The organism is Salibacterium sp. K-3 (assembly GCF_054052005.1).
Genome location: NZ_JBSVZE010000001.1, coordinates 498,842 through 520,140, shown reverse-complemented (window position 1 = coordinate 520,140; position 21,299 = coordinate 498,842). Strand labels below are relative to the sequence as shown.

17 protein-coding genes are annotated in these 21,299 nt (G+C 46.4%); 6 read left to right on the top strand and 11 right to left on the bottom strand.

Annotated features, from left to right (window positions below; translation table 11 throughout):
• Window positions 1–61: 61 nt before the first annotated feature.
• On the top strand, window positions 62–1,510 hold the full coding sequence (gene aldA / locus ACW9JV_RS02395; protein ID WP_457330983.1) for an aldehyde dehydrogenase: 1,449 nt from the start codon (window positions 62–64) through the stop codon (window positions 1,508–1,510).
• Between the two features lie 340 nt (window positions 1,511–1,850).
• Here the strand turns inward: aldA and ACW9JV_RS02390 are convergent, their stop codons facing one another.
• Window positions 1,851–2,219: a hypothetical protein gene (locus ACW9JV_RS02390; protein WP_457330981.1), complete on the bottom strand. Its 369-nt coding sequence runs from the start codon at window positions 2,217–2,219 to the stop codon at window positions 1,851–1,853.
• Between the two features lie 672 nt (window positions 2,220–2,891).
• A complete protein-coding gene (locus ACW9JV_RS02385; protein WP_457330979.1) occupies window positions 2,892–3,845 on the bottom strand; it encodes a nucleoside hydrolase in 954 nt (317 codons plus the stop codon).
• Between the two features lie 111 nt (window positions 3,846–3,956).
• Between ACW9JV_RS02385 and ACW9JV_RS02380 the strand changes: the two genes are divergently transcribed.
• Entirely contained in the window at window positions 3,957–4,574 is a 618-nt protein-coding gene (locus ACW9JV_RS02380) for a Crp/Fnr family transcriptional regulator (RefSeq protein WP_457330977.1), read from the top strand.
• A gap of 967 nt (window positions 4,575–5,541) precedes the next feature.
• Here ACW9JV_RS02380 and ACW9JV_RS02375 read toward each other — a convergent pair.
• From ACW9JV_RS02375 to ACW9JV_RS02355, 5 genes are all read right to left on the bottom strand, one after another.
• Complete coding sequence (locus ACW9JV_RS02375) at window positions 5,542–5,988, bottom strand: DUF2188 domain-containing protein (protein WP_457330975.1); 447 nt, start codon at window positions 5,986–5,988, stop codon at window positions 5,542–5,544.
• Window positions 5,989–6,099: 111 nt separating this feature from the next.
• On the bottom strand, window positions 6,100–7,287 hold the full coding sequence (locus ACW9JV_RS02370) for an S-layer homology domain-containing protein (RefSeq protein WP_457330974.1): 1,188 nt from the start codon (window positions 7,285–7,287) through the stop codon (window positions 6,100–6,102).
• Window positions 7,277–8,152: an S-layer homology domain-containing protein gene (locus ACW9JV_RS02365; RefSeq protein WP_457330972.1), complete on the bottom strand. Its 876-nt coding sequence runs from the start codon at window positions 8,150–8,152 to the stop codon at window positions 7,277–7,279. Before ACW9JV_RS02365 ends, ACW9JV_RS02370 begins: the two co-directional genes overlap by 11 nt.
• Window positions 8,153–8,206: 54 nt before the next feature.
• Window positions 8,207–9,649: a sodium/pantothenate symporter gene (panF, locus tag ACW9JV_RS02360; protein WP_457330971.1), complete on the bottom strand. Its 1,443-nt coding sequence runs from the start codon at window positions 9,647–9,649 to the stop codon at window positions 8,207–8,209.
• On the bottom strand, window positions 9,646–9,915 hold the full coding sequence (locus ACW9JV_RS02355) for a YhdT family protein (protein WP_457330969.1): 270 nt from the start codon (window positions 9,913–9,915) through the stop codon (window positions 9,646–9,648). Before ACW9JV_RS02355 ends, panF begins: the two co-directional genes overlap by 4 nt.
• Window positions 9,916–10,076: 161 nt before the next feature.
• Between ACW9JV_RS02355 and ACW9JV_RS02350 the strand changes: the two genes are divergently transcribed.
• Window positions 10,077–11,318: a hemolysin family protein gene (locus tag ACW9JV_RS02350; protein ID WP_457330967.1), complete on the top strand. Its 1,242-nt coding sequence runs from the start codon at window positions 10,077–10,079 to the stop codon at window positions 11,316–11,318.
• Window positions 11,319–11,538: 220 nt separating this feature from the next.
• On the opposite strand, the gene ACW9JV_RS02345 is transcribed toward ACW9JV_RS02350, so the two are convergent.
• Window positions 11,539–12,714 (bottom strand): ROK family transcriptional regulator, encoded by a 1,176-nt coding sequence (locus ACW9JV_RS02345; RefSeq protein WP_457330965.1) that lies wholly within the window; start codon window positions 12,712–12,714, stop codon window positions 11,539–11,541.
• A 200-nt stretch (window positions 12,715–12,914) separates the two neighbouring features.
• Here ACW9JV_RS02345 and xylF point away from each other — a divergent pair, with 200 nt between their 5' ends.
• Genes xylF through ACW9JV_RS02330 form a run of 3 tightly spaced genes read left to right on the top strand, consistent with a single transcriptional unit; the run spans window position 12,915 to window position 16,652 of the window.
• The gene (gene xylF / locus ACW9JV_RS02340) at window positions 12,915–13,988 is read left to right on the top strand and encodes a D-xylose ABC transporter substrate-binding protein (protein ID WP_457330964.1); all 1,074 of its coding nucleotides are present in this window, start codon (window positions 12,915–12,917) and stop codon (window positions 13,986–13,988) included.
• 32 nt (window positions 13,989–14,020) lie between these two features.
• Entirely contained in the window at window positions 14,021–15,535 is a 1,515-nt protein-coding gene (locus ACW9JV_RS02335; RefSeq protein ID WP_457334539.1) for a sugar ABC transporter ATP-binding protein, read from the top strand.
• Window positions 15,525–16,652 (top strand): sugar ABC transporter permease, encoded by a 1,128-nt coding sequence (locus ACW9JV_RS02330; RefSeq protein WP_457330962.1) that lies wholly within the window; start codon window positions 15,525–15,527, stop codon window positions 16,650–16,652. Before ACW9JV_RS02335 ends, ACW9JV_RS02330 begins: the two co-directional genes overlap by 11 nt.
• Before the next feature lie 83 nt (window positions 16,653–16,735).
• Here ACW9JV_RS02330 and xylB read toward each other — a convergent pair whose 3' ends face one another.
• The 3 genes from xylB to ACW9JV_RS02315 form a co-directional block, all read right to left on the bottom strand.
• Window positions 16,736–18,235: a xylulokinase gene (gene xylB / locus ACW9JV_RS02325; protein WP_457330960.1), complete on the bottom strand. Its 1,500-nt coding sequence runs from the start codon at window positions 18,233–18,235 to the stop codon at window positions 16,736–16,738.
• Window positions 18,236–18,248: 13 nt separating this feature from the next.
• Entirely contained in the window at window positions 18,249–19,571 is a 1,323-nt protein-coding gene (gene xylA / locus ACW9JV_RS02320) for a xylose isomerase (protein WP_457330958.1), read from the bottom strand.
• Between the two features lie 148 nt (window positions 19,572–19,719).
• Complete coding sequence (locus tag ACW9JV_RS02315) at window positions 19,720–21,288, bottom strand: glycoside hydrolase family 43 protein (RefSeq protein ID WP_457330956.1); 1,569 nt, start codon at window positions 21,286–21,288, stop codon at window positions 19,720–19,722.
• Window positions 21,289–21,299 lie beyond the last annotated feature (11 nt).

Sequence of the window (21,299 nt, the reverse complement as noted above, 5' to 3'; positions counted from 1 at the left end):
TTTTTCCCGGCCTGATTATCAACTTCATTTAAAGGCGGAATACATGTCAGGAGGTACTAAAATGACAACGTATACCCATTATATCAACGGTACTTGGAAAACATCAGAGCACAACGGCACAATCCCGATCGAGAACCCCGCCACGAAAGAAACCATCGCAACGACCCCGGCCGCTTCCAAAGAAGAAACCGACGAGGCTGTACAAGCTGCTCACCGCGCCTTTAATGGTTGGAGCCGGACCCCGGTGGCAGAACGAGCCGGCTTTTTAACGAAAATCGCGGATCTGTTTGAACAGAACAGAGACCATCTGGCCCGCAGCCTTACTGAAGAAAATGGAAAAGTACTGGCGCTGTCCGAAGCAGAAGTCGATACAGCGGTGGACTATTTCCGGTACATGGCAGGCTGGGCACGGAAGTATGAAGGCGAAATCCTGAACAGCGACCACCCGAATGAAAATATCTTTATCATGAAAAAACCGATCGGCGTCGTCGGCGGCATTATTCCGTGGAACTTCCCGATTTTCATCTTTGCCCGCAAAGTCGCCCCGGCTCTCTTGACCGGATGCACAGCTGTGATCAAACCAGCCCAGGCAACCCCGGTAACAGCCGGAGAGATGATAAAACTTATTCATCATATCGGTCTTCCGGATGGTGTTCTGAACATTGTGTACGGAAAAGGTTCCACAGTTGGAAACATTCTGGCCAAACACGAAAATATCGGCATGGTGTCCATGACAGGAAGTAAACCGGCCGGAACCGCCGTCATGGAAGCAGCCGCCCAGACAATGACCAAAGTGAACCTGGAACTCGGCGGTAAAGCCCCGGCGATTGTAACCAAACACGCCGATCTTGATACAGCCGTGGAAAACATCTATCAGTCCCGCACCATCAATAACGGACAGGCGTGCACCAATGCGGAGCGTGTGTATGTGCATGAAGAGGTCGCAGAAGAATTCACGAAACGTATCACGGAAAAAATGAAGCAGGCCACGTACGGCAACCCGCTGCAAGACAACGATGCGGATATCGGTCCGCTGGTTGGGCAGGAACAGCTCGACAGCGTCACAGAAATGGTTAATGAAGCGGTAAAAGCCGGCGCTCACGTCGAAACAGGCGGAACTCCCGCCGAAAATACAGACGGCTATTACTTCGAGCCGACCGTTCTCACGAATGTTACTCAGGACATGAACGTCATCCAGCAGGAGATTTTCGGACCGGTTCTCCCGATCATGACGTTCCAGACGATGGACGAAGTCATCGAAAAATCCAATGACACCGAATACGGACTTTCTTCTTCCATCTTCAGCGAGAATATGCATGAAGTGATGAAAGCCGTGAACGGCCTGGCTTTCGGTGAAACATTTGTGAACCGCGAAAACTTTGAAGCCATTCAAGGGTTCCACGCCGGGCGCAAACAATCAGGCATCGGCGGGGCCGACGGACGCCACGGCCTCGAAGAACACCTCGAAACCCACGTCGTGTATATGCAGTATAAAGAAGATATTCAGTAAGAACTATGATGATTAAGGAAAAAGAGTCGGAGACGGTTGAAAACGTAAGTACGTATGACTTCTCCATACGTACGTTTTTTCCATGCGGGGGAGGAAAAGTGCCACCGGGAAATGGACCATTATCACCATCGGTCATCGATCTCATTTAAGAACATCATTAACCCTTACAAACAAAGAAGAAAATAGATCTTTACCAGGATATATTCAAATAATGAAAGTCCAGGTGTTGGGTACCGCGCCCCGAGTCCAATGAACCAATCAGGCCTGGAGCGCTCATATCACGAGGGTGTCTCTTAAGTAATACTTTTGAGACATCCTTATTTACAACGAGTCTTTACCTTTACTTACTTTTATTTATATCCATAAATGTTCTGTTTTCGTCAAAATGCTTGTAGTTTCCATCTGTAGAGGCATCGCTGTTAACAGTGGTTTGTTCTATCGACCCATCCCCTAACTGCAAATAATAATAAACAACACCGGACTCATCTTGGAATTCCACGCCTACTCTAATTCCTTTATAACCACCCTTTGTAAACTTCCTATCCACCAATTCAAAATCCTCACGTTCATAGTCTTTTTCTTCTGTTAAATATTGAGCTGTATTATCTTCTACTTTCAGATAAGGAGGAAGCCACCAGAATCGATAAACCCCGTACCCGGCCATGAGCAATACAAACACAACCACCGCTGCTATTTTGAGTATCTTCATAAGAACACCTCCGAGGTCTATTCATATCCTTTATGACGGGTGCCGTTTATTTTTTATACTCCCTTCCTTTTGGCAAATGAAAAAATGATTAAACAATTACCATATTCATTAATGAAATCTTTACACTCCGAAAGTTAATATTCCAATAACATGATACAATATTGGAAACAGGAACATTATTATATTGAACACAATACCAATGAGAGACGATGTATCCTTGTAAAGTCTGTACGAAATAACACCTATTATTGTTCCGAATGGACAAAGAATAATTGGCAGGATTAGTGGCAGCCCCTCAATTTTATTAATAGGTACCAATCCGGAAAAAAAGTTTATAATTAAAATAAGCAGTAGAAAAGGAATTAAAGTTGATATAATACCTGGAAGACTTTTTTGCAACATTAAACCTCCCTAAACGTTCAGAACACAATATATCCTGCTTTATATTCATGATTAAGCGTTCTTTCGTCTTGTTCTTCCTTATCAGCAAACCATTAGATCCAAAATAACGCAATGAATGGCAAGATCCAATCAAATATTTCAAGTCCATCCGACTTCCATGAAATAAACGCAGCTATGGTTATGGTTAGTAAAATAGACACAGAGACTTTTTTAAAAAGCTATATGTGTAATCCAAATTTATTCCTCCACTTTAAAAAGTTACCTGAATTGTTAGGTAACCAATAATTTTGATAGACGTTTCTTGTATAACTGTTTATCTATTCTCTTACAAACTGTCGCATTAGGAATATTACTACCACCCCCATTTGATATAGCTAATTTGCGTCCATCATTTATTATAACCTGACCATATGTTGCTTCTTCTATGGTACAGACGTAACAATGACATAATTTCCCATCAAGAATAATATCATCCCATAGTACAACACTCATAGCTACTGCATCAGGCAAATCAACAAAATGCTCTCCTCTTGCTTGTAGGTTGTAATCTAAAAGGGACCGATTACATTGAACAGCAAACACAGCTTCTTTCTTTTGGCTTCCCATTAAAAATTTCATATCTTCTCTATTCCAAGCTGCCTCACCTAAACAAACATCAAAACCGATTATTGTAATAGGAATCCCTGATTTCATCATAATGCTATAAGATTCTGCATCTACATACACATTGAATTCAGCAACAGGTGTAGTGTTTCCGGGCCCAAATCCAGCAGTACCCATCGAATAAATACGCTTAACTTTTTTCATAGTGTCTGGCGCTTTTAATATGGCAAGTGCTATATTAGTAACAGGGCCTATGGTAACAATTTCTACCTCTTTTGGATATTTTTCTACTAATTCCAAGATCATGTCAACTGCGTGTCCTGGATCAGGATTAATGGTAGGATGAATTAAGTTATTATCTCCCATACCATCTTTACCATGTACATTAACTGCTGTTACGAGATCTCTCATTAGTGGTTTACCTGCTCCTGCATAGATAGGTGGCTTTTGCGCATTTGTTACTTCTATAGTCATTAAGGCATTTTTAGTTGCGAGTCCCAAAGGTACATTCCCACAAACAGTCGTAATAGCTAGAACATCAACTTCTGTTGATTTTAATGCCATCATTATCGCAACTGCATCGTCACTTCCTGTATCTGTATCAATAATTAATATCCTCATAACAAGACCTCCCAATTTATTCGGCCTTATTATATAATTCAATTTATAATAAATAATAGGTCAAATGACCAAAAGAAAAAAGAAGGTGAAAATATCAATTTAAAGGATATCGTGAATGATGCACCAATGCATATTAAGAATGAATTTATTTATAGAAGACATAAGAAAGGTAGTCTTATTATTCACCCATATGAACAAAATAATTACCTTTATATTCTATATAAAGGTACAGCAGAAGTGTATAGACAAAGTTATGCGGGAACGATGGTTTCCTTTTATATTTATGATTCATATAGTTGTTTTGGGGAGATAGAAATTTTTAATGAAAAAATTAAAACACTTGGTGTTATTGCAAAACAAAATTGTGAAACGATAGCTATCCATAAAACTAAGGTCTATGAATGGATGAAAATCGACTTTGATTTTAATTTTTACCTAATTAAACAACTTGCCTCAAAATTAATTTCAAGTTCAGATATAGCGGGGCAGTTATCACTGCTAAAAGTTAAGGATCGTATATTATTAAGTATACATAATCATTATAAGATTGGTGACTTAGATAACCTTACAAAGCAAATTTTGTCAAGTGAGGTTCGTGCACCAATTAGAAGTTTAAATCGTTCAATCGCTCAGTGTATAAATGAAGGTTTTATAGATTATAAAGATAAAAAGTTCTCTATAAATTCGATTGAAGGGATAGAAGCACACCTTGAAAAAATTTTTTATTAACACTGAAGTTCATAGATAAAATTCCAATAATATTTATAAAAAGACAGAACCTCCGTACCTGCGGTACGGTGAATGTGCTGACAAACACGTACACAGAGGGGTTCTGCCGTATGTCTACTGTAGCCCCGTTTATGCTCATCAATGGGTGACAACGATGATGGGAGTGCGCGGCTCCTTTCTTCCGTTTGCCATGACACCTTATGTGAAAGAAGAACGCTCGAAACTTGATATTGCTCGGGACCAAATGGATCAAATAAGATCAAATGCTGGCAAGGTACGCGGGACGTCTATGTCCTGACAGATAGCTGGTATGCCTCCACATCTTTGATTGACTATGTTCAAGAACGTGGATGGCATTTCATCGGCGTCTGAAAAGCAACCATGTTCTGCTGAACGGCCGTATTCCTCAACCCGTCAGAGAATGGGCGTATCAAAAGGAAGACCAGCTATCCTGCATCGTCACCGTAGGAGGCGCTTCCTACCACGTTCATCATGCAGCATTACCAGCAGAGATTCTCTACAGGATACTGGCGGGCTAACAAGGAAAAGCGTCGTTCCCACCTGTTCTATGTTTATCAGAAAGCCCAAAAGGGCGTACCTCTGCAGACTCTAGAAAAAGAGTTGATGATTGCCTAAGGAGATATGCAAGCTCCAAAGTAAAATATTCATTATATTGGATATTCCTGTTATCAATTATGCAACTTCAGAGTAAATATATAAAGCGAACAATACAACAACAGGAATGCAGCATAGAAACGGATGCCGATTCGATCCGGACCTCCTTTCCGTTACATATGAAAATGAGGGCGTTTAAAAAGGTGGAGCGGACATCCATGCCGCTATTCGGGCCTTTCGTCTTTAAAATGAACCGAAAAAGGTACAATAACGTACCAGACGTCCGCACGCCCCCTGTTTTACGTTTAAAAAGCAAAAAAAGCGGCACAAATGTCCGCATGAATGGCAGACCTTATTTGTGCCGGTACTCTTCCGTGCCGTCTTTTTTGTAGATGACGGCTTCTGTTCCTTTGTTTTCTGCAATGTCTTTTGCGCGCTGGATGGCATCGGACTTCTGCTCAAACACTTCCGCCGGTTTTTCAGCGCCGTCTGCCTGTACAGCCCATCCGTCTTCATGCGGGACGACCAATTCAGCCCGGTCAAGAAGTTCCGGCCTGTTTTTATACTGTTTGTCTTCTTCATCCCGATCTGCCGGGTCCGCCTCTTTCATAAAAGCATCTATTTCACCGGAAGATGCATTGTCGTACCATTCTTTCGCCTGTTCGGTGGCTATTGGAATGGCTGTGCCTTCCTCGTATCCTTCATCGAGCATGGCATTGGCAATATCGATCGCTTTTTTGCGTTCCGGCATATCCAGGTTTTTCAGCGACGAGGGATAATCATTCATCGTCCAGGGCATAAGAGTTCCTCCTTTGTCCCTGTATTATTACCGCTTTCCGCTCTCTTCAAACCATCATCCAAAGCTTCATCAAACGTTTGTTTAACCGGGCCCGTCTTCTCTGTATCGGTTCTATGGCGTTTCATCATAAAACACGAGCTGGTATGTTTCCTGTTCGGAGACAACCGGGTCGGTCAGTTCCAACACAGCCGTGTCTCCCTGCGGACGTGCTTCCTGCAGGTGAAGAACCACCGTGTTTTCTTCTGCCTGTATGTGCTCAACAGTGATTCTGCTGTCTCCCGTCGTGACCAGCCTGTAAGCTTCTCGGTCTGTCATGCCGCCTGTAGCAACGTCCTTATTGAATGTGATCGTGACCTGCTTCAAATCGGATGCCATAACATCTTCCACAACCGGGGCCGGAGGTGTCTCTATCGTTTCACTCGTCAATTTCCCCTGATAATAAAGAGAATAAGAGTTTTCATGCAACGTCTCTTCCACAGTCAGGCGGACGGTGTCGTTTTGAATCACTTCCGCCTCCCGGATATTCACGTCCGGTTCGAACGAAAACTGCCCGGCTGTTACGTCGGAAGGCATGTGATCAAACCGGACTTCGATGGTTTTATTGTCTGCTTTTTCAATCCCGGTGATTCCCTGTTCCTCTGTGTATTCTGCCGCGAGAGCTCTTTCCAGAAAAACGGCAAACTGAGCGCGGGTGACAGAGTCACGGGGATGAAAAAGATTGTCCGGTGTTTTGGTAATATGATGACCGGCCAGTGTTTCAATACTGTCACGGTGGGTGTTTGAAGCCTGGTCCAGATCCGAGAGCGTCCCACCCGTATTTTGCTGTGGTTCCAGATGGAAGGCACGGACCAAAATAGAAGCCATCTGCTCCCGGCTGAGATTCTGATCGGGGGCAAAGATCGTATTATTTTCTTTCCCTCCTATCAGCCCCGCTTCTTTGACAGCTTCTGCCGCCGGGGTGAAGTAACTGTTTTTATTTAAATCTTCAAACGTAGACTCGGGCTCACCTTCCGTTTCCAGGTCGAAAGCGCGGACCAGCATGGCAGCCGCCTGTCCGCGGTTGATGTTACTTCCGGGCGCAAACGTGCCGTCCGAATAGCCGCCCAGTACCCCCTGCTCCGAGAGACGCTGGATCGAACCGGAAGCCCAGTAGTCATCCGCCACATCTGTATATGATTCCGCTGCTTCTGCCTCCGGCGGCTGTGACATTAACCCTGCTGCGATCAAAAAGGCTGCGCCGGCAGCTTTCACATAGTTCATAGACAAAATGAGTGTGCCTCTCTGCTGGTTAAAATTCATTGTCTGTGCGTTCTCCTTTATAGTAAAGGTGGTGACCGCCGTTCTCGTGGTCCCCGGTGGTCAGGCGGACGACTGTTTCGGCTCCGCTGTTTCCGGAGAGGGAGTCGTCCGGATCGACAAACTCAACACTTAACACGCCGACAGACGGCTCAAACGAAAAATCATCAACACTGATCGCCGACAGCTGCCGGTTGAAACTGACGTCCACCGTGTTGGAGTCATAAGCACTCACCTCGATAATGCCCGAATTTCTTGAGTGTGCCGCTGCTTTGGCACGATCCAGAAATACTGCAAACTGGTCACGCGTCACCGTTTCATCCGGACGGAACATGCCATTGTCCGTCTGTGTGATACCATGCTGCGCGAGGACCTCGATATTCCCGCGGTGAGTGGCCGAAGCCTTGTCCAGATCCTGGACCGTTGTATCGTCCTCCACTGCTTCAAAATCGAAAGCCCGCACGAGAATCGTCGCCATCTGCTGTCTGGTCAAATCATCGCCGGCTGCGAAAACATCTCCGTTTCCTGTCATATATCCTGCATCATCAACGGCTTCAGCAAATGGTGTGTAGTAACTGCCATTATTAAGATCGCTGAACGATGAAGACGCATTATCTTCCACCTCCAGGCTGAATGCCGTCGTTAACAATTCCGCCACCTGCCCGCGTTTAATCTCTTCTCCCGGGTGATAGGTGCCGTCGTCATATCCATTTACAATGCCTTCCTCCGTCAGGCGTTGGATAGAATCGGAGGCCCAGTGGCTTCCGCTGACATCGGAAAAGGAGTCTGCCGCTGCTGCATGACCACTCCCAATTACTGCAGCCACCGCTGCAGAAAGCAGCAAACCGGCACGGTATCCTGTTCTCATGCTGTAAACCTCCTTTTTTCTTCTTTTTCATCATCATTCCCGGTCCATTTCTGCCTATAAACGTTGTTGGATGGAAGCGGCATTTCTGGCAATCAGACTTGCTGTCACATAACCGGCACCGGATAACAGCACCGGCAGTGTCACCGTGTGCATCCCGAACGGTTCCGGCCACAGATTATGAATCAGGCTGTACGCTCCCACACCAATCACAATCGAGGCCAGCGCTCCGTATTTATTTCCTTTCGACCAGTAAAGACCGAGCACCACCGGCCAGATGAAAGCCGACTCCAGGCCGCCGAAAGCAAATAAGTTCAGCCATATCAACAGGTCCGGCGGGCTGAGCGACATCGCAAACACGCTGATGCCAAGCACCGCCGTCACACCGAAACTGACACGTTTCACCTGCTTTCTTGCCGCATCGGGCTTTATGTAATTTAAATACACATCCTTCACAACCGTTGAACTGACAAGCAGCAGCAGGGAATCCACGGTGGACATGATGGCTGCCATCGGCGCAGCCAGTACAAGACCGGCAAGCCAGGCCGGCAGCACTTCCATCGCAATCCGCGGCATCACTGAATCCGGTGTTTCAATGCCCGGCAGAATCGGACGGGCCATCACGCCGACAAGGTGCATGCCAAACATCATAAAAGCCGTGACGACCGTTCCGATAATGAGAGCCCGGTGCATGCCTTTGGCGCTTTTGTAGGACATCGCGCGGACCGCGACCTGGGGAAGACCGACCACTCCGACACCTACCAGGATCCAGAACGAAGACACATAACGCGGCGTCAGACTGCCGTCGTGGCCGAACGGGGTTACCAGATTCGGATTTTCTGCAGCCAGATCTGCCATGATATTTCCCATACCGCCGCCTGCGATAATCGTACCGATTAATATTATCAAGGTACCGAAAAACATCACTATTCCCTGCAGTGCATCTGTCACTACCACCGCACGGAAGCCGCCGATCATAACGTATACAATGACCGAGACAGCAAAAATAAATAAAGCGGAAGTATACGAGAGGCCTGTTAACGATTCAATAAGGCGTGCTCCTCCCACCCATTGGGCCGCCATGGCAGAAAATAAAAAGATGATGATACTGGCGGCACTGAGCAGCACAACCGCAGTGCTTTCATAACGTCCTTTCAGGTAGTCAACGAGCGTCACCGCCCGATACTGCCGGGCTTTCACTGCAAATTTCTTCCCAAGAATCATCAACACAAAATAACCGGTTGCCACCTGGGACATAGCAAGCAGTACCCAGCCGAGCCCCTGGGTGTAGGCCGCCCCCGGACCTCCGACAAAACTGCTGGCGCTGCCGTAGGTGGCAATCATCGTCATCGCCAGGATCAACCCCCCGAGTTCGCGGCTCCCGAGAAAATACTCCTGCAGGAAATCTCTCTTAGCCGCCGTATGCCGGGATGCCCAAAATCCAATTCCGAATATGGCGAGGACAAATACGAGCAAAGGGATCGTTACTTCCCAGTTCATGAGGATCCCTCCTCGTCGTCAAGCGGCACTTCCTTAAAATATCGTTTCACCACAAGACTCACGAGTCCTATCATCACTACCGACCCGAGCGCGCAGCTGTAAAAAAACCAGGCCGGCATGCCGAGAATGTAAGTATATTCTTCCGGTTCGGCTGATCCCAGTCCGTACGCAAAACCGAACCACCACAGAAAATTGAAGGCAACCAGCCCCACCCCGAACCAGGCTTCTTTATGCGCGATACGGAAACGATGGTCCTCGTTTTTCATGTCTATCTCTCCTCACCCAAAGCCTCTTACGACAAATTGTACTATGACTGTCTGCTTTTTTACATACAAACGAGTGAAGAATCTCATGTTTCTGCTGATTGAATCAGGGTATAATGAGGACTAAAGGAAACGTGACACGTTCAGCCAACGGAGGATTATATATGATTGCTGCTATTATCATTTTACTATGTGTTTCCCTGTTTTTATCCGGCAGTGAAACCGCGCTGACTGCCGTCAACCAAATGAAAGTAAAGTCCCGGGCAGACAACGGGGACAAGGCCTCGCAAAAACTATTACATATGATTTCACGTCCAGACGAAATGATCACAGCGATCTTGATCGGCAACAACATATCCAACATCACCCTCCCCACACTCGTAACGATTGTCGCCCTTGATTACGGCATCAGCGTGGGAATCGCGTCGGCAGTGCTTACGGTAACCATCATTGTCTTTTCCGAGGTTCTTCCAAAGTCCACAGCTGCCACCTTTGCCGACCGGATCGCCTATCTCGTTGCTCCGGTGATCCGCTTCGTCATGATCCTGTTTAAACCGCTGACCAAACTTCTTTCTTTGTTCACAGGAGCTGTCATCCGCGTTATTTCCGGCGGGGAAAAAGAGCAGTCTTCGTTCTCCAAAGAAGAATTAAAAACCCTCGTCGACATCGGCTCCTCGGAAGGAACGTTTGAGAACGAAGAAACCCAGCGCATCAAAGGCGTGATCGACTTTTACAATAAGGATGTAAAAGATGCCCTGAAAACACCGCGCATTGACATCACCGGTATCCCTGCCGGCAGCACCTACGATGAAGTGGAAGCTGTCGTTCTTCAGAACAACCATACCCGTTTCCCGGTGTATGACGGCACGATGGATCACATTATCGGCATTTTCCACGCTACGCTGCTTCTCCACTGGGCGAAACAGCCGGAAAAAAGTCTGGAAGACTTCACCGATAACTATCCGTTATACATTGTAGAGACGACCAACATTGAAAAAGTCTTTAAAATGATGCTGAAAGAAAAAAAGCATTTAGCTGTTGTTCTCGATGAATACGGGGGAACAAGCGGCATTATAAGCCATGAAGACATTATCGAAGCGATGATCGGACAGGAAATTGCCGATGAAACGGATAACGAAGAGGACATGTTGATCGAAGAAATGTCGGAAACGCATATACTCTGCCACGGCAAACTCGGTATCCGCCGCCTGAATGACTTGTTCCGGGAAAATATCCCGGAAGACGAAGACATTATTGCGGGATTTCTCTATAAAGAACTGGGACGGATTCCCGACGAAGGCGCAACATTAACCTATGACTCTCTGCTCTTTGAAATCGTTAAGATGAACAAGAATCGTATTGAAAAAGTAAAAATGACAAAAATGCCGGAAGAAGAGGAAGAATAAAAAAATGGAGCAGGAAGGGCTGCCGTGCATTTGGCGGGTAAATCCCCTTTTTTGGCGTATAAATCATCTCATTTGGCTGGTAATACAACGTTTTTGGCCGGCAATGGATGATACGGCCGGTACGAGCCTTCATTTGACGGATAAATTCCCAAACTTGGCGGGTAAATGAAGTGTTCCGGCTGGTACATGTCCCGTCCAAACCGCCCATCTGCTTTTTTTATTATGAAACGGTTACCTTACTCTCGGCAAAAAAGGCTTCAATCGAAAAGGCAGCGGAGCCGAGCGCACAGGATTCAATGCCGAACTCGGAAAACGACAGCTCCAGTCCGTTATAAAAATAAGGCAGCAGCCGCTGTTCCAGTACATGATGAATCGGATTCTCCAGCCAGGGACGCAGTTTAGACAGGCGGTTGCCGATAATAATCTGTTCCGGATTAAAAGTATTGACCACATTCGTCAAGCCGATCCCGGCATACTCCCCTATGCGGCTGAACAAAGAAAGCACTTCGCTGTTGCCGGCCTCCGCTTCCTGGATTAACCGGCCCAGCGTAATGTCTCCGCCCTCGAGGGATGAAAGTTTCCCTGCCTGTTCCAGCAGCGTGCTTTCCGAACTGTACAATTCCCAGCATCCTTTGTTGCCGCAGCGGCATTTCTTCCCGTTGGCATCAATCGTGAAATGCCCCATTTCTCCCGATATCCCTTTTGCCCCTTTATACAATTTGTTATCAATGATAATTCCGGTTCCTATGCCAATTCCTAAGCTGATGTAGACAAAGTCAGAGCTTGCTTTTCCCGCTCCGTGAATGTTCTCTCCGTGGGCCCCGGCTTTTGCCTCATTTTCCACAACGACCGGCAGCTGAAAACTTTGCTCCAGATCCTGTTTTAAATCCACATGTTCCCAGTGCAGATTCGGTGCAAACAATATCGTGCCATTATTATCAGTAATACCGGGCACACCGATGCCGATCCCGACAACTCCATATGGACTGTACGGCTGACGTTCCATCAAGCCTGAAACAATTTCTTTCATCATCGGCAGTACAACATGCAGGGAACTGTCATCCAACGGTTCTTCCACTTTCTCGATCACATGACCCTGCAGATCTGTTAATACAGCTAAAATATAGTTTACTCCCAAATCGATACCTATCGCACATCCTGCCGCTTTATTAAAATACAGCATAACCGGCTTTCGTCCGCCGCTGGAGAGACCAGTTCCTATTTCCAGCACAAACTGCTCCTCCATCAATTCGCTGACCAGACCGGATACCGTGGCTTTATTCAAACCGGACTCCTTTGAGATCTGGGCTCTGGATATTGGACTTGATGCCTGGATGGTCTGCAGGACAATCGATTTATTTATTTTTTTCACTAATTCCTGATCGCCTGTTTTCATGTCAATCCTCCACTGTTTGTTTATTTATTAAACATAATAGCATAAAAACAATGCTTTTCATAAGCCCCTCCATTACATACTTATCGTAATAATGTTTATTTGACAGTGAAAGATAATACAAACAATATTGACAGCGCTTTCTTATTTGCATTATACTTTGTTTATCGATAAAACAATCTTTTTTGGGAGGGAACGCTGCAATGAAAATGGTACAGGGGCTCTTTATCTTTTCGATGGTCTTGTTTGTATCCGCCTGCGGTCAAGATGTCAGTAATGAAGGGGAAGGAAACTCAGACAGTGGAGATGACGCGTTAACCATCGGGCTGTCTGTTGCCGATTTAACACTGGAAAGGTGGCAGCATGACCGGGATATATTTGTTGAAAAAGCGGAAGAGCTTGGGGCGGATGAAGTCATCGTGCAATCTGCCGACGGAGATGATGCTGAACAGAACAGTCAGGTGGAAACCATGCTGACCCAAGGTGTAGACGTTATGGTCATTATCCCGGATAACTCTGACAGCATCGGAGCTGCCGCTTCCAAAGCACAGGAACAGGGAGTCCCCGTCATTGCTTATGACCGGATGATTAATGACACCGATATTGAAGCCTATGTTTCCTTTGACAATGAAAGGGTCGGGGAAATGCAGGCAGAATATTTACTCGACGAAGTACCGGAAGGGAAATATTTTTTAATGGGAGGTGCTCCTACAGACAGCAATGCCCAGGTTTTTCGAGACGGTCAGATGAATATCCTGCAGCCTGAAATCGATGCCGGCAATATTGAAGTGGTCGGTGATCAGTGGGCTGATGATTGGTCCGCGACAGAAGCCCTGAATATCATGGAAAATGCCCTCACCTCAAATAATAACAATATTGATGCTGTTGTCGCTTCCAATGACAATACAGCCGGTGGAGCGATCCAGGCTTTAAGCGCGCAGGATCTCGCCGGAGAAACAGCTGTTTCCGGACAGGACGCCGATCTGGCAGCAACACAGCGGATTGTAGAAGGTACCCAGACCATGACCGTCTACAAGCCGATTTCCGACATTGCCAGCCGCGCCGCTGAATTAGCAGTAAAAATTGGTAACGGCAAAGATTATGAAACAGATACGGAGATGGATAACGGCGAATTTCAGATCCCATCTGTCTTACTCGACCCTATCGCTGTGAATGAAGAAAATATGATAGATACTGTCATTGAAGATGGCTTTCATAGTTTTGAAGAAGTGTATGAAAATGTTCCTGAAGACAAACGACCGGATTACGAACAATAACCCCGTTATGCGGGAGGTGAATAAAAGTGGAAATGCTCTACATGGATAACATCTCAAAGTCATTCCCAGGCGTTCAAGCACTTGACCAGGTTAATTTTCAGGTGAAAGAGGGAGAAATTCACGCCCTGTGCGGTGAGAACGGGGCAGGAAAGTCGACCCTTATGAAAGTATTGAGCGGTGTCCATCCTTCTGCTTCCCATGAAGGAGATATTTATATCCATGGGAAGAAACAGAATTTTCATTCGATCAGTGACTCGGAAGCTGCCGGTATTACCATTATCTATCAAGAACTGGCGCTGGTGAAAGAATTATCGGTGGCTGAAAACATCTTTCTGGGCAATGAGCCTGCTTATCACGGCCGGATAGACTGGAGTACAATGCACTTCAGGACAAAACAACTACTGGACTATATCGGATTGAATGTCAGCTCCAATGAAAAGGTAAAACATCTGGGAGTCGGTCAGCAGCAATTAATAGAAATCGCTAAAGCACTGGAAAAACAAAGCAGCATTATTATTTTGGATGAGCCGACAGCAGCCCTAGCTGAAGGGGAAGTTGAGATTTTAATGTCGATATTAAAGGACTTAAAATCGAAAGGGATCACCTGTATTTATATCTCCCATAAATTAAAAGAAGTGCTAGAAATTGCTGATACCATCACTATTCTGCGGGATGGCAGAACCATCGAAACGATAAAGCAGGCGGAGGCTGACGAAAATAGAATTATTGCTTCGATGGTAGGCAGAGAACTCACAGATCTTTTCCCTTACCAAAATAACAGCACGGATACTACCGTGCTCTCTGCCGTTAACTATGCCTTCACACGCAAAGGGGACACCGAACCGATTGTTCATGATATCCATTTCGACCTGAAAAAAGGGGAAGTATTGGGAATAGGAGGATTAATGGGGGCCGGCAGAACCGAACTTGCGATGAGTCTTTTCGGCAGTTATGAAGGAACGGCATCAGGCTCTGTCTATCTCCATAACGAACCGGTGGTTTTCCATTCACCTAAAGAAGCTGTTCATCAGGGAGTCGGCTACGTCTCAGAGGATAGAAAACGATATGGATTGATCACCGGCATGGATGTTGCCAAAAATACAACCTTATCTTCCCTTTCCCATATTACTTCATTTGGAATCATGAACAAGGAACAGGAGGTATTTGATACCCGCCGCGTCATTCAAAAAATGAAAGTAAAAACACCCTCCCTCCAAACAAGGGTGAATAAACTCAGCGGCGGAAATCAACAGAAAGTTGTCCTCAGTAAATGGCTCTTAACTTCTCCTCAGGTGCTTATTCTGGATGAACCAACTAGAGGTATCGATGTTGGAGCAAAACAGGAAATTTACAACCTGATCAACGAACTTACCAATGAAGGTGTGGCCATTATGATGATCACCTCTGAACTTTCTGAACTCATTGGAATGTCCGACCGCATCATAGTGATGGCCGAAAATACGATAACAGGGGAATTGCAGAGAGAAGACGCACAACAGGAAAAAATTATGAAATTAGCTACAGGAGGATCCATCCATGCTGAATAAGTTATCCTTTAAAATGAATATAAGAGCCTATGCCCTCATTATAGCTTTCCTCCTTATCGTGGTTATCTTCACCATTTTGACAAACGGGGATTTTCTTACTTCCAGAAATATAACCAATCTAATGAGGCAGATGACAGTGATAGGCATACTCTCCGTTGGCATGACAATGGTTATCATATCAGGAAACATAGACCTTTCCGTAGGCTCTCTCCTTGGATTGACCGGCGGCATTGCCGCCATTCTTCAGGTTTGGTTCGACTGGAATACGTTCCCGGTCATTATTGCAACCATTGCTGCCGGGATCCTGCTCGGCCTCTGGCAGGGATGGTGGATTGCCTACGTAGGGATACCGGCATTTATTGTAACACTCGCAGGTATGATGATATTCAGGGGGATCCTGCTGGGCATCAGCGGCGGACAGACGATTGCTTCCCTTGAACCGGGATTTACCGCCATCGGTCAAAGTTATCTCCCTTATTCCATCGGCTATATCCTTACGGCGTTGTTCATTTTAAGCATATTTATACTGAAGTTTCGAAGCCGTCAAAAGAGCCACAGGCTGGACTTACACGTGACCGCTCCTGCGGCAGACTACGGAAGAATTGTCGTGTCTTCTGCCTTTGCTCTTCTTCTGGTTTATTACATCAGTCGTTATCAAGGTATTCCCATGCCGCTCCTTATCCTTACCTTTGCTGCCGTGTTTTTCATTTTTATATTAAATAATACAGCTTTCGGCCGCCATTTATATTCTATCGGAGGCAACCAGGAAGCCGCATTGTTATCCGGAATCAATATTAAACGCAACACCCTGATGGTGTTTATGTTAATGGGAGCTTTATCTGCTGTTGCTGGTATCATTTTGACGAGCAGGTTAAACGCCGCCACTATCGGTGCCGGAGAAATGTACGAACTGGATGCTATTGCCGCGGTTGTCATCGGCGGAACCAGCCTGATGGGAGGTACAGGAACCATAATCGGCTCTATTCTTGGAGCATTGATCATGACAAGCATTGATAACGGAATGAGCATGCTGAACGTGGAGACATTCTGGCAGAACATCGTAAAAGGATTGATCCTGATTCTCGCAGTCTGGCTCGATATTTCTTCAAAAAAATAACATTGGGGCGGCCTTCTCTTTCATAGGAAAGGGACCGCCCCTTTTTAGAGACAGCCCCGTAAGATAAATATCGTGATATGTTATTACGCTCGAAAGGATGTTAACTTCTTGTTCAAGTCTTTCGTCTGTTCATATACTTCCTGATACAATGCAAATAGTTCCCGGTATACGTCTTTACGTTCCGCATCAGGATAAAAGACGCGATCCGGTTTAATAAATGCCTCCGAACATTCCTCTAAATCTGCAAACACGCCGCTTCCGTAAGCTGCCAGCATCGCTGCGCCCACGCCGGGCCCCTGTTCGCTTTCCAGCTTTATGATATCCGCATCAAAAATGTCCGCCTGCATCTGCAGCCACGTATCATTTTTAGCACCGCCGCCGATCGAAATAATGGAGGAAACCTCTCTGCCGTGTTCACGCATGATCTCAACGGATTCTTTCAGGGAAAAGGTAATTCCTTCCATGACCGAACGGACAACGTCTTTTTTTGAGTGGGAACTGTCCATTCCTATGAAACTGGCACGAATATCGGCGTCGGCATGGGGGGTTCGTTCTCCGTCTAAATAAGGGGTGAAAAGCAGTCCGTTGGCGCCCGCCGGTACGTCCTCTACGCCCTGGACCATGTCATCGAAGGATTCTTCGGAAGCAAAAACATCCTTAAACCAGCGCAGGCTGTTTCCGGCAGAAAGCGTCACTCCCATCGTATAATAGCTTTCGGGGGCGGCATGATTGAAATAGTGGACCCTGCCGTCAAAATCTTTCGATCCCTCTTCTTCATAGGACAGCACCACGCCTGATGTACCGATGCTGCAGAACGTTTTTCCTTCTGATAATATTCCGGATCCTACAGCTCCGCAGGCGTTATCCGCACCGCCGGCAACCACCTGCATGCTTCCGGAAAGCCCTGTGCTTTCCGATACTTCTTCGGTGACCGGACCTACAGGCGCTGACGATTCCAGTAACGGGGGACAGAGCGAGGGCTCTATCCCAAACGTTTCACAGATTTCCCGGCTCCATTGCCGTTTGGAAATATCGAGTAACAGGGTACCGGCGGCATCGGAATAATCCATATGCAGCCGGCCGGTCAATGTATATCGCACATAATCTTTTGGCAGCAGAAATGTTTCCGCCCTGTCATAAATATCCGGTTCGTTTTCTTTTACCCAGAGAATTTTGGGCAGGGTGAAGCCTTCCAGGGCTGGATTTTTTGTAATCTCAAGGAGACGCTCCTCTCCCAGTCTATTCTCTATTTCTCTGCATTGTTTCGTGGTTCTCGTGTCATTCCATAGAATGGCGTTTCGAAGGACTTCATTCTGCTTATCCAGTAATACAAGGCCGTGCATCTGCCCGGAAAAACTCAGGCCTTTAATGTCTTCGGCGTCATAATCAAACCGCTGCATCAACTCTTTTAACGCGCGCAGCGTCTGCTCCGCCCATTCCTCCGGATTCTGTTCGCTGAACCCGTGCTGTGGCTGCATGAGAGAAATCGGTTTGGACACTTCGTCAGCGACTTCTCCTTTTTCATTTGCGAGCACCACTTTCACAGCACTCGTTCCAAGATCAACGCCGATGAAGTAATTCATAGTCAACGCCCCTTTATCCCGCAAATTCAGTCAGCAAATACTGATTAAGGATCGATCTTATCTGCTCAAGCCGGCCGGATTGATGTTCAATAGACGTTACGTCCAGTACATGGTTTTCCAACTGATGAAGGTTGGAATTGTTATGCACAATATCGGAGCCGATGCCTTCGGAGTAACTGCTGTACCGATCTTCGAGAATATGTTCGAGAACGTTGTCATCCAACAGACGCCGGGCCACTTTTAATCCAACCGCATAACTGTCCATGCCGGCAATATGGGCGTGGAAAAGATCTTCCGGTTTAAATGAACCTCTGCGGACTTTGGCGTCAAAATTCAGACCGCCTCTGCCCAGCCCTCCGTTTTTAAGAATTTCATACATTGCCATGGTCGTCGAGTACAGATCCGCAGGAAATTCATCCGTATCCCAGCCGAGAAGAAGATCTCCCTGATTGGCATCTACGGAACCGAGCATGTTATGAATACGGGCATAGTGCAGCTCATGTTCAAATGTGTGTCCGGCAAGCGTGGCGTGGTTCGCTTCAATATTAAATTTAAAATGATCCGTCAGCTCATAGTTCTGTAAGAACGCATACCCGGCTGCTACATCAAAATCATATAGATGTTTCATAGGTTCTTTCGGCTTAGGTTCGATCAGAAACTGCCCTTCATACCCAATCTCTTTCGCATAATCCACCACCATATGGAAAAAGCGCGCCAGATTATCAAGTTCCAGTTTCATATTGGTGTTCAAGAGTGTTTCATACCCTTCACGGCCGCCCCAGAACACGTAATTTTGTCCGCCAAGTTCCTTCCCGATTTCGAGGCCTTTTTTCACCTTTGCAGCCGTATACGCGAAAACGTCGGCATTGTTGGAGGTGGCCGCTCCATGGATGAAGCGCGGATGCGTGAAGTTATTGGCTGTATTCCACAACAACTTCGTTTTGCTGTCTTTCATATAGTCCTTGATCATATCAACGATAATATCCAGGTTTTTGTTGGTCTCTCTTAATGTATTTCCTTCCGGGGCAATATCGACATCATGAAAACAGAAATACGGGACGCCGAGCTTTTCAAACAATTCAAAGGCTGCTTCAACCCGGGCCTTTGCCTGATCCATCCCTGTGTATGCATCCCACGGCCTTTCCATGGTACCCGCTCCAAACGGATCCGATCCATCTTCTACAAAAGTGTGCCAGTAAGCGACAGCAAAACGGAGATGTTCCTCCATCGTTTTTCCGTGTATCATTTCTTCCGGATTGTAGTACTTAAAGGCAAATGAATGGGAAGACCTCGGTCCTTCATATTCGATTTTGTCTATGTTCTTGAAATATGCCATATCCATTCCTCCTCCAATTCATAACAAACGCTTTCATTATATTATACCTTCGAAACCTTACTTTGTCTATTAAATAAACTAAGTTAAAGAGTCAGTACAGCCTTCTCAGCGGATGCAGCTGGAAAGGCTGTGGTTGATGAAAATCATGTTACCGTCCGGGTGTATAGTGAAAATAACGGAAATCAGCAGGAGCAGCCGCTCCGCTTAAGTCCTGGCTGCACATTCCTGCGAATGCACCTGTAAAACGAACGTCCGCGGCACTATCATCAGACAAATGAGAGATATCCATCTCCTCCCCGACTCTCTGCCAGGATCCTTCTCCGGTACCGTAATAGAACTGAAGCCATTCCCGGTTCAGCACCCCTTTTAAATAAATGGCCCCTTCCTCGGGTATGGAGATGTTTTCCATTATCTCTTCATATTGGCCGAACGCTGTTCGTATTACTCCCAGGCACCGTCCCTTTTCTTCATCGTGACTGATACAAAGATAGACATGATCCTCTGTATCATAATAAAAGATCAGGCCGGCGAGCTGCTGGAAAGAATCAGGCTGAAACTCCACGCACGTCTCCACCTCCACCTGCAGCGTATCCAGCCTCCTGGCCAGCAGGCTCTGCCGGTGCAGGGACTGTAACGACTCTCCTCCCTTCAACCGCAGATATCCTTCGCGTTCTTTCAAAGAAACCCATTCTTCGGTCAACGGACGTCGTAACGATTTCCAGTAACGTTTCATGCGTTCTCCTGAAAAATCATCATGATGGTGTTCGTTGTGTGGTGTAAATGGAGAATAATCAGGAATATCCACTGTTGATTGAGGCGTACTGCCGCCTTCCACCCGGATCCAGTTATCTTCGGTCCAGTAACATTTCTGAAGAGCTGTTTCTCTGCCGAGCATACAGCGTCCGTTTTTGACCGGACGGCCGCAGAGGTGGGCTAGATACCAATGCCCTTCCCGGGTTTCCACAAGGCTTCCGTGACCGCCTTTCTGCAGGTAAGCATCTGTTCCTTTCGACGTGAGGACCGGATTGGCTGGATCGACTTCGTAAGGGCCAAACAAAGAAGTGGAGCGGGCAATCGTAACCGCGTGCTCATATTCCGTTCCTCCTTCCGCCGTGACCAGATAGTAATACCCATCCCGCTTATAGACGTGGGGCGCTTCCGTTACACCGAGAGAGGTGCCTTTGAATATGTTTTTTACCGGCCCGGTTAGCCTGCGCTTTTCAGGGGAGTACTGCTGAATCACAATGCCGGCAAAGGAGTGATTGCCCGAACGGTAATCCCACAGCATATTTAAGAGCCATTTCGTTCCGTCCTCTTCGTGATACAAGGATGGATCAAACCCGCTGCTGTTTAAATACACCGGTTCGGACCAGGGGCCTTCTATGTTTTCCGCGGTCACCAGATAATTGTGGGCATCCTTATAGGCTCCCGATCTGTTTTTCATGTCCGTGTAAATGAGATAAAACAATCCATCGGAATAACTGAGGCACGGGGCCCATATCCCCCCGGAGTCACAGTTTCCAATCATGTCCAGCTGAGAGCGCCTGTTCAGCGGGGCGGGAAGCATCTCCCAATGCTCGAGATCCCGCGAATGATAAAGCTCCACTCCGGGAAACCATTCAAACGTTGATGTGGCAATATAATAGTCATCTCCAACTCTCAGAATCGAAGGATCCGGATGAAAACCCGGAAGAATGGGATTTTCAATGTTTTTCATCATACATCCGC

What these genes read in the sequence shown, in the direction of transcription:
- ACW9JV_RS02365 (WP_457330972.1), bottom strand. Translation starts at nt 8,152, where the DNA reads ATGAGAACAGGATACCGTGCCGGTTTGCTGCTTTCTGCAGCGGTGGCT.
- xylB (WP_457330960.1), bottom strand. Translation starts at nt 18,235, where the DNA reads ATGAATTACTTCATCGGCGTTGATCTTGGAACGAGTGCTGTGAAAGTG.
- ACW9JV_RS02370 (WP_457330974.1), bottom strand. Translation starts at nt 7,287, where the DNA reads ATGAATTTTAACCAGCAGAGAGGCACACTCATTTTGTCTATGAACTAT.
- aldA (WP_457330983.1), top strand. Translation starts at nt 62, where the DNA reads ATGACAACGTATACCCATTATATCAACGGTACTTGGAAAACATCAGAG.
- ACW9JV_RS02390 (WP_457330981.1), bottom strand. Translation starts at nt 2,219, where the DNA reads ATGAAGATACTCAAAATAGCAGCGGTGGTTGTGTTTGTATTGCTCATG.
- xylA (WP_457330958.1), bottom strand. Translation starts at nt 19,571, where the DNA reads ATGGCATATTTCAAGAACATAGACAAAATCGAATATGAAGGACCGAGG.
- ACW9JV_RS02315 (WP_457330956.1), bottom strand. Translation starts at nt 21,288, where the DNA reads ATGAAAAACATTGAAAATCCCATTCTTCCGGGTTTTCATCCGGATCCT.
- ACW9JV_RS02345 (WP_457330965.1), bottom strand. Translation starts at nt 12,714, where the DNA reads ATGAAAACAGGCGATCAGGAATTAGTGAAAAAAATAAATAAATCGATT.
- ACW9JV_RS02355 (WP_457330969.1), bottom strand. Translation starts at nt 9,915, where the DNA reads ATGAAAAACGAGGACCATCGTTTCCGTATCGCGCATAAAGAAGCCTGG.
- ACW9JV_RS02330 (WP_457330962.1), top strand. Translation starts at nt 15,525, where the DNA reads ATGCTGAATAAGTTATCCTTTAAAATGAATATAAGAGCCTATGCCCTC.
- ACW9JV_RS02350 (WP_457330967.1), top strand. Translation starts at nt 10,077, where the DNA reads ATGATTGCTGCTATTATCATTTTACTATGTGTTTCCCTGTTTTTATCC.
- ACW9JV_RS02375 (WP_457330975.1), bottom strand. Translation starts at nt 5,988, where the DNA reads ATGCCCTGGACGATGAATGATTATCCCTCGTCGCTGAAAAACCTGGAT.
- ACW9JV_RS02335 (WP_457334539.1), top strand. Translation starts at nt 14,021, where the DNA reads ATGCTCTACATGGATAACATCTCAAAGTCATTCCCAGGCGTTCAAGCA.
- xylF (WP_457330964.1), top strand. Translation starts at nt 12,915, where the DNA reads ATGAAAATGGTACAGGGGCTCTTTATCTTTTCGATGGTCTTGTTTGTA.
- ACW9JV_RS02385 (WP_457330979.1), bottom strand. Translation starts at nt 3,845, where the DNA reads ATGAGGATATTAATTATTGATACAGATACAGGAAGTGACGATGCAGTT.
- panF (WP_457330971.1), bottom strand. Translation starts at nt 9,649, where the DNA reads ATGAACTGGGAAGTAACGATCCCTTTGCTCGTATTTGTCCTCGCCATA.